This window comes from Chamaesiphon polymorphus CCALA 037 (assembly GCF_003003845.1).
Classification (GTDB): Bacteria; Cyanobacteriota; Cyanobacteriia; order Cyanobacteriales; family Chamaesiphonaceae; genus Chamaesiphon; species Chamaesiphon polymorphus.
The window spans coordinates 1-8,733 of sequence record NZ_PVWO01000230.1; the positions used below are offsets into that span (position 1 = coordinate 1).

The 8,733-nt window shown below is 46.2% G+C and carries 9 protein-coding genes; 2 read left to right on the plus strand and 7 right to left on the minus strand.

Annotation, left to right across the window (positions count from 1 at the left end):
- Nucleotides 1-75: 75 nt before the first annotated feature.
- The 5 genes from C7B77_RS16920 to C7B77_RS16940 all read right to left on the minus strand — a co-directional run bounded on the left by C7B77_RS16920 (nt 76) and on the right by C7B77_RS16940 (nt 5,476).
- The gene (locus C7B77_RS16920; protein ID WP_106307268.1) at nt 76-1,491 is read right to left on the minus strand and encodes a GTP-binding protein; all 1,416 of its coding nucleotides are present in this window, start codon (nt 1,489-1,491) and stop codon (nt 76-78) included.
- A 77-nt stretch (nt 1,492-1,568) separates the two neighbouring features.
- On the minus strand, nt 1,569-2,480 hold the full coding sequence (locus C7B77_RS16925) for an NAD(P)H-dependent glycerol-3-phosphate dehydrogenase (protein WP_106307271.1): 912 nt from the start codon (nt 2,478-2,480) through the stop codon (nt 1,569-1,571).
- 74 nt (nt 2,481-2,554) lie between these two features.
- A complete protein-coding gene (locus C7B77_RS16930; RefSeq protein ID WP_106307274.1) occupies nt 2,555-3,277 on the minus strand; it encodes a hypothetical protein in 723 nt (240 codons plus the stop codon).
- A 103-nt stretch (nt 3,278-3,380) separates the two neighbouring features.
- Nucleotides 3,381-4,253 carry a lipoyl synthase gene (gene lipA / locus C7B77_RS16935; RefSeq protein ID WP_106307277.1) on the minus strand — a complete coding sequence of 291 codons (873 nt, stop codon included), beginning with the start codon at nt 4,251-4,253 and terminating at the stop codon, nt 3,381-3,383.
- Nucleotides 4,254-4,342: 89 nt separating this feature from the next.
- Nucleotides 4,343-5,476, minus strand: a complete 1,134-nt coding sequence (locus C7B77_RS16940; RefSeq protein ID WP_106307280.1) for a M23 family metallopeptidase — start codon at nt 5,474-5,476, stop codon at nt 4,343-4,345.
- A gap of 162 nt (nt 5,477-5,638) precedes the next feature.
- On the opposite strand from C7B77_RS16940, the gene C7B77_RS16945 reads away from it, so the two are divergent.
- The gene (locus tag C7B77_RS16945; RefSeq protein ID WP_106307285.1) at nt 5,639-5,830 is read left to right on the plus strand and encodes a hypothetical protein; all 192 of its coding nucleotides are present in this window, start codon (nt 5,639-5,641) and stop codon (nt 5,828-5,830) included.
- Nucleotides 5,831-5,970: 140 nt separating this feature from the next.
- On the opposite strand, the gene C7B77_RS16950 is transcribed toward C7B77_RS16945, so the two are convergent.
- Nucleotides 5,971-6,396: a hypothetical protein gene (locus tag C7B77_RS16950; RefSeq protein ID WP_106307288.1), complete on the minus strand. Its 426-nt coding sequence runs from the start codon at nt 6,394-6,396 to the stop codon at nt 5,971-5,973.
- A 393-nt stretch (nt 6,397-6,789) separates the two neighbouring features.
- Here C7B77_RS16950 and C7B77_RS16955 point away from each other — a divergent pair, with 393 nt between their 5' ends.
- A complete protein-coding gene (locus C7B77_RS16955; RefSeq protein ID WP_106307291.1) occupies nt 6,790-7,830 on the plus strand; it encodes a class I fructose-bisphosphate aldolase in 1,041 nt (346 codons plus the stop codon).
- Between the two features lie 148 nt (nt 7,831-7,978).
- Here the strand turns inward: C7B77_RS16955 and C7B77_RS16960 are convergent.
- On the minus strand, nt 7,979-8,733 hold a 755-nt coding region (locus tag C7B77_RS16960), incomplete at its 5' end, for a glycoside hydrolase family protein (RefSeq protein ID WP_106307294.1).

Consider the following 8,733-nt stretch of genomic DNA (forward strand, 5'->3'; position numbering starts at 1 on the left):
GGGTAGATGAGTGGATGGCTACAGTTAAGCCTTTAGCCCTATTTACTTTCCCCTTTACCCCTTCCCCTTTCCCCTCTATCCTTCTGCCTTCTGCCCTAATTCCTGCTTAATTCGATCGACGATCGAGTGTTCATCAATGGTAGCAAGAATTCGAGCGATGACGGATTTAGGGCTATCCTCACCCCATGAAGCACCATTTGCTAGGTAAGTTTTGGTAACTTGTCCGATGGCATAAGTGGAAACACCTGCAATCCCAGCCTGTGTCAGGGCGATAGCGGTGTATGGCGCGATTGTCATGCCGCCTGTAGCGGGGGCAAAAATGCCCATTAAGCCCTTGATACCGCTCAATCCCAATTTGGCGATCGATCCACTAATTGTAATGCCGCCCATGCCCAGAGCAATGCTCTGAAGGAGTTTCATCGCACCCGAGCGAGTCATGGAGATCCCGTAAAATCTAGATAATCGGATAATCATCGCGATATCGATAGCCGCACCACCAATGATATCCGCCGCGATAATTGGATTGATGGCAACCGCGATCGCTTTAGTCATCACCGATTGCCAGATAATATCATTGGCTGCTTCGTCGCGACTATCCATCTTGCGATCGATGACTTGTTTTTGGATGCGATCGGCAGCTAACATGGCATTGAGTGCGGCAAGCGATTTACCCTCGCGTTGAAGAATCTCGACAATTCGCCACTTCAATTCGGCAATTTGCGGGGTACCAGGATGATAGCTAACGCCCATACTACCATCGGTTCGCGGTTCAGCACGGATGGCTTGTGGCGCGGCGGCTACCATCATAATCTCACTGGGACTAATAATTTCTCGTACTCGTTCGTCGCGGATTTTGGCATAGATTGCTAGTTTATCGCGATCGGGAAAAAGATCGACTTTGTTAAATACTAACAACATCGGCTTGCCAGCATTTCTGAGCTGCGACAGCGTTTTTAGTTCCAATTCGGTAATATCGCCAGCAATAATAAATAAAATTAAATCTACTTGTCTGGCGATTTCATAAGCGAGTAGTTGTCGCTCGTTACCATCCACTTCATCGATACCGGGAGTATCGATAAATTCGATCGCTTCTTGGAGCGTCGCTGGCGTATCTTTATCTAAATCGAATTCATCTTGCCAATTATCGATTTCCCAGACTACCTGTTGGCGTTCCTTAGTAACACCATGCAAAACACCAGCCTCAAAAACTGATTGTCCGATTAAAGCATTTAATAGCGAAGATTTACCTCTCCCCACCATCCCAAATGCCGCTACTTGAAACACCGCACGATCGAGTTTGCGCAGCATATCGCTTAATTCGGCAATTTCTGCCTCCAATCCAAATCTTTCCCGCTGGCTCAGATCTAGCTCTACCAAAATTCGCCGCAAAGTATCCTGAGCTTGTTGGTAATTTCGCTCTGCCTGGATTGTATTAAACCCTGCGATCGTATCTGTTAGATTTACAGAATCTTCTGGAAACTGATTCATCATTTAACTTTAAACTATAAATAAGCGGATTTTCAATCCCTTCCGTTAAACCAAATCCCTAAAGCCTAAAGCCTAACTTACTATTCTGATTTACGATCGCGAGACATCAGTGCAACGATCGCTTCTGGTGCGGTAATCTGACCTTGTAATAATCGATCGACTAATACGGTAATCGGCATATAAATTTGATTGCTATCGGCAATCTGAATTAATACTTTAGTCGTATTCACTCCTTCTGCTGTTCCTTTTAGGTTCGCTAAAACTTCACTGAGAGTTTGACCTTGGGCTAAACCATAACCAACCTGATAATTACGACTCAAAGGACTATTGCACGTCGTCAATAGATCGCCTAAACCCGATAGCCCATAAAATGTTTCGGGTTTACCACCCCAATATTGACCGATCCGAATAATCTCTGCCAGTCCGCGCGTTAATAGTGCAGATTTGGCATTATCACCTAATTTCAAACCATCGCAAGTTCCCGCCGCGATCGCGATGACGTTTTTAATCGTACCGCCTAGTTCTACGCCGATCGGATCGTCATTGGTATAAACTCGAAATTTAGGTGAAGAAAATATTGTTTGAATCGTGTTGGCAGCATCGACATCGTGACTGGCGACGACTGTAGCCGCAGGCAATCCTTGCTGAATTTCTAGAGACAAATTTGGCCCCGATAAGACCACGATCGGATTATTTGGAAAAGCTTGATGCCAGAGTTGTGCGGGTGTCAAATTAGTGCGAGCATCTAACCCTTTAGTCGCAGTGACGATAATTTGATTTGGCTCGATCGCGCCGTGCAATCGATCGATAATCGCAGGTACTCCGGACATCGAAACTGCCGAAATAATCGCCACGCGATCGGTTATCATCTCACTTAATACTCGTCCGCAACTCCGCGACCAAATTGTCGGTTCGCAACCATTAATTTGCGTTAATTTACTTAAGGCATCACCCCATGCACCTGCACCGATAATTATAATTCGATCGTTCATAGATTTGCGGTTTACTCAATTACTGATGACAATAGCTATTAAACCGTAAAAAGGAGTTAGTACTATTAGCTCTACTATATTAATCTGCTACCAACTTTTGGTAATGTACCTTTCACCAGCGTTAGTGCCTCATCAGATGTCGGATCGCTTTCATCACAATTAGCTTCATAATGAGCCTCAAAATCATCTTCTCCCGTACAGCAAAGAAAATTCATTCCAACGACCCAGGAAGGATGAATACTTAGAGCTTTTGCTAATGCTGTATGGCGTGTCATTGAGTCAAAACTTTCAATAGGTTGAGTTAAGATAATTTCTACTTGTGAAATTGCATCTTCTTTACTAAATGCATTACATATTTTTTTTGCATCTCCGCCCTTAATCGTGCCATTTCCGGTTTCGTTAAGCATCCTTCCAGGTTTCCAGTGTCGGTCTGCTTCAGTCAAATATTCATCTAACATCAAACCATTTTGGGAAAGATGATACCAAAGTGTAAGGCTAGAGGTTGCACAAACAGCTAAAACAGAACAACTAAATTTTTTAGATAGATGAGAAGATAGGCAAATTGCTACTGCTTTTTGTCCATCTTTATATTGACACAATAAGTCTTGTAAGTTTTCCTCGCGCTGTATCGAGAGGGGAATAGCTTCAGGATAACCAGTAGAAGCTACATCATACAAAACAGTATATCGATCGATGGTCGGAGAAACATAAGCATCTAGTCCAGTATCTGAAAGATAAGCAACTAACTCACTCTGAGATACTCCTTGTAAAGTTATATTGGAGTAACGAGTCCCCATAAAACATTCCGAATCAATAGTTCCATAACAAAACACAAAATTTTCACAAGTTCTATAGGATTGTTGGGTGTCACATTCCTTCGACCCAACCGCCAGCTCGTCTTTATGTTCTCGGATATTTGACCATCAACTTTTGTACCTCTTCCGCATGATAAGAACTGCGCGTCAAAGGTGTAGAAACTACCTGAAGAAATCCAATTTCTTCACCATATACCCGCCATGCATCGAACTGAGCGGGAGTGATAAATTCGGCGACGCCAAGGTGTTTGGCTGAGGGTTGGAGATATTGACCGATCGTGATGATATCGCAATCTGCCGATCGCAAATCTCGCATAGTTTGGCGGACTTCTTCATCTGTCTCGCCCAAACCTGCCATAATGCCTGATTTAGTATAAACGTTGGGACGATGAGCGCGCGATCGAGCTAAAACTTCTAAGGAGCGTTGATAATCGCCCTGGGGTCTCACCCGACGATACAAGCGGGGAATGGTTTCGGTATTGTGATTGAGGACTTCTGGAGCGGCGTCTAAAATCGTCTCTAAGGCTTGCCAATTGGCGCACAGGTCTGGAATGAGTACTTCGATCGTCGTGTGGGGTGAAAGGGCGCGTACAGCTTGAATACACGATTCAAATTGACCCGCACCCCCGTCTGCTAAGTCATCTCGATTCACCGATGTGATGACGACATGCTTGAGATTGAGCCGTTTGACAGCTTCTGCTAACCGCAATGGTTCGGTTGGATCTAATGCTTGAGGTTTTTTCTCAAAGTCGATATCACAGTAAGGACAAGCACGAGTACATGCTGGCCCCATAATCAGAAATGTTGCCGTTCCCGCACTAAAGCACTCGCCAATATTCGGGCAAGAGGCTTCTTCACAGACAGTGTTGAGTTGTAAGTCGCGGAGGATATCTTTGACATTACCGACTCGTTCCCACTGCGGTGCTTTTACACGCAACCATTCTGGTTTGACTGTCATAACTACGGAAAAAATATTCACAGAGCCACTATTCTAGCATTTAGCGAACATAGTAGCCTTGCATTCGCCCAAAGCCTAAAAACCAAGACCTACAGCCCTTGTGGGTTATCTTTGCCAGCGTATGGCATCGATCGACGCAGATTGTCGATAGCGTACTGAATATCTGGAGTAGGATCTACAGCAACCCAACCATTAGCACCCGGAGAGCGAGTTTCAAAATGTAAGTGCGGCCCGGTAGAATTACCAGTACTGCCGACTAAACCGATGACCGTACCTTGAGTAATTTGTTGTCCTGGTTGGACGGAAATCTCGGAAAGATGACCGTACAGCGTCTGCAAGGTATCGTTATGTTGGATGACGATCGCTTTACCATAGCCACCATTCCAACCTGCTGAAACCACAGTCCCAGTGGCGGTGGCAACTACTGGCGTACCAGATGGCGCACCAATATCAATGCCCGAATGAAACCGACGAGTGCCAGTTAATGGATGCGTTCTCCAGCCAAAGCGAGAAGTAGTCCGTGCGGGATTCATTAATGGATAGATTAATTCCGCGCGTGCTTCGGTCTCCCCATTATTAACATAAGCTGTCGGTGGGTAGAATGTTGACTGATTGCCTGTGGGACGCAATGTCGGCATGGCACTGACGCTAGGAATATATCTCGATTTTTTGGTAACGCGGGGTAAGCGCGTTACGGGTTGTACTTTAATAATTTGGGTCAGTGGGGGCGGTACGGGAATTACGACGGAAGCTTCTGCTGGAGCGTCAGTCGGTACCGAACTAATCCGATGAGGCTGTCCGAGATTCGATACATCGCTAGCAAACACGCTGGTAGACTTGTGTCGATTGCGGGCTGCCTCTGTTTCGGCGAAATGTTTGGCAGCAGCTTCACTATGATCGTCATCGATCCCAAACTCAGTAGCTTGCGCTTGAGCTGCACTGGTAGAGCTAGTAGCTCCAGCAGCAGTCGCGATAGTGTTGCTGCGATCGCCAGAAACGCTATTTACTTCAGCATTTTGGCTTAGATCTTGGTCTGTCTGCGGAGCTTGTCCGTGTGACGGATCGGGATTAGCAATCCGATTAGTGCCCAATAATTGAGTTTTTAATGTGTTGTTTGCTACTAAATCTTGTACGGTTGAATCCGAAGTCCGTGCAAGTGTAGTGTCAGCACCAAAAAAGGCACCAGCAATCACTAAAAATCTCAGAGATTTGTTTATACGCATAGATGCATTGGCAATTAGTACGGGGTAAAAGTTGAAATTGACGAATTTAACTTGAAGCCAGAATTCGTACAGTATATCAAGATATAGCACTAATTTATATTTTTTTTATAATCCTCAAGGCGGGCGCAGATCGACTGCCTCAACCTAGCTTCCTGCGGGCAAATGCAGCCAAAATCCGACAAAGATCGCGATCGATCTGCACGAGTGACAAGTGCTAGCACGAAAAAAGTCTCTGGTGGAGAGACTTTCGCGCTAGCTACTCGACATTTGAAAAATAGATCGCGTCACGATCGCGTATTGAAAAAGATCGATATTATTCAATCGAGTGCATACTCAACCGATTACCTCCGGTAGGCTTCGCCAACGGAATTACAGTTTTGGCTGCACTCTCGATCTCAATCCTCATTATCGCGATCGACCAAAGTGAAGTTTAGTATAGATAATATTAGAGAGCGAACGGCTCAAATCTAGCCACACTAAATCGCAATCTATATTTACAAGCTAAATAACTCAAAAATTTGCCGACAAAATTGTTTTAATTTGTCTGCTATTTCGGGTTGCGGTTGAATATCACCTTCAAATTGCCAATCGCTGACAGTCGATAATCGCCATTGTTTGCCACGATAATCGAATCCAGCAATCTCCAAACCGATAAAATTACGCGTAGACTCAACTTGCTGGCGATCGTCGTTAAACCGAATCTGGACTAAAACACTCCGACTTTGCCACCGCCGACTCCAACCAGGAAAATGAAAGCTAAAATCGATCGAATCCGGATCGACTAACTCTTGAGTATCGATATCCTCAGCCCACGGTTTCAAGTCTACCTTGGCATCGGGAAACTCACTCCGAAACAGACTGACTGCGGAGGCAATTTTACTCGTAAGGGTGATATCGGTAGCTTGTTGAGCGGCGTTCACAGGTCAAAGTTAATTGATAATTGAGAATTGAGAATTGATAATTGGTAATTACATCTTGCTGAGAGGATGTCTGAGAAGTCTAACTGCGAGTGAGGTGGTAGTAGCGATCGGTAAAATCTCAATCGGCACGGGAAAGGCAATGCTAGCGAGATCCAATCTCAGAATAACTTAGTTTATCATTCACCTGGTTTTGGCGCAGGTATACCAACGATCGATCCAAAAACCGAATGACTCGTTCCTTTACCCTTTACCCATTCCCCTACTTAACTAGGGATTTTGGCTTTGTTTGTAGATGTGAGATGTCACATTTGTCAACCACCGATCGAGCCATCTCATCTCTGGCACAAAATTATTAGACTATATAATGTCGTCGTTTGTCATGAGGATCGACCTATGGGTACATACGATCGGGAATTAATCGCCACCGCACGGGCTATGGTGGCACCGGGTAAAGGTCTGTTAGCCATGGATGAAAGTAATAGTACCTGTGCCAAACGCTTCGAGAAACTCGGCATTCCTGTGACGATCGAACGTCGCCGCACCTATCGAGAACTAATTATTGCCACGCCAAACTTAGCCGATTACATCAGCGGGGCAATTTTGTATGATGAGACGATCCGACAATCATCTCAAGCTGGCGTTCCCCTCGTCAAAATGCTTCAAGCCGCTGGCATGATTCCAGGGATCAAACTCGATCTCGGTGCTAAAGATCTTCCTGGCTGTCCCGGCGAAAAAGTCACCGAAGGTTTAGACGGATTGCGAGAACGCATTGCCGAATACTATCAAATGGGTGCCCGCTTTGCTAAGTGGCGCGCTGTCATCGCGATTGATGCAGCTATTCCCAGCGACACTTGTCTGATGGCTAACGCTCATGCCCTAGCACGATACGCCGCACTTTGTCAAGAGAGCGGCTTAGTGCCGATCGTCGAACCCGAAGTGCTCATCGATGGCGACCACTCGATCGAACGTTGCTACGAAGTGACCGCTCGCACTCTCCAAGCCGTCTTCGCACAATTACGCTTGAATCGGGTGGAATTGGACAAAATGATTCTCAAGCCCAGTATGGTGCTATCGGGTCAAAACTGCACAGAACAAGCGTCTGTCGAGCGAGTTGCCGAAATGACAGTACGCTGTCTGCGTGACAATGTTCCCGCATCAGTGCCTGGGATCGCCTTTTTATCTGGCGGACAAAGTAACGAACGCGCCACCGCACATCTAAATGCCATGCACACTCAGTTTAGCTCTGAGTGTCCGTGGGCTGTAACCTTCTCTTATGCCCGCGCCATCCAACAACCCGCCCTCGACTATTGGCATGGCGATGATGCCAATATCCCCGAAGCCCAAAAGCGGCTCTATCAAAGAGCAAAACTCAACGGAGCCGCCAGTCTAGGGCAATATACGCCCGAAATGGAGCGGGAGATAGCGATGGTGTAGGAGTGGATGGGTAGATGAGTGGATGGGTGGATGGGTGGATGAGTAGATGGGTGGATGAGTGGATGGGTGGATGAGTAGATGGGTAACAGAGAACAATAGGACGCTTGCGTCAACTATCCACTATCCACTATCCACTATCCACTACCCACTACATCTCGATCGAGTAACTACTAAAATCGCGATCGACATGTTGCAAGCCAGTACGAACGCCACTCCGCCGGATCCCCCCAGTAGTGATGTCAAAGCCGACAATTTCCCCGTCTAGTTCGGGAATAACTCTACAGGCATACAAGTTGGCTGTTTCTGGTAAAAATACGGTGGGAGCTGCGGCTGGAAAGTCAAACAAGGAGGACGAACTCAGCCCCTGCAATCCACCACTTTGTTGAGTTGTCGGCGCAAAGTCATACTTAGCCCAAGTACTGTAGACCAATGTATACTCATCGGCAGCCGATTTGTATAGTTGGGGAACTTCCATCTCAGCATAGAAACCAGGTTGACAGATCGGTGGTAGATATTCCCAATCTTCAAGGTTGTTATTTCTAGCTTTGAGTAGGGCGACAGCACCTTTTTTGCCTAATGCGCGCTCGGGATCTTTTGCCGAGAGCAACATATAGATCTGTTCTTCATGACGGAATAAAAATGGATCGCGCCAAGCATGAATTGTCAGATCTTCGGGGACGTGGTGCAGCTCGTATGGCGCATCGGGTTTAATCCGAATACTCGGAATCCGAAACCACCGATCGAAACTCTGAATGTGATGAGTGAAGGCGACGCCGATATTCTGAGTCATCCCATCGTCTGTGGCTTGATTTCTCGATGTATAGAACATCAAATACCCACCCTGAATTTTGATGATATCCCCGCTCCAAATCGACGTGTCATCCCACCCATGCGGATCTGCAC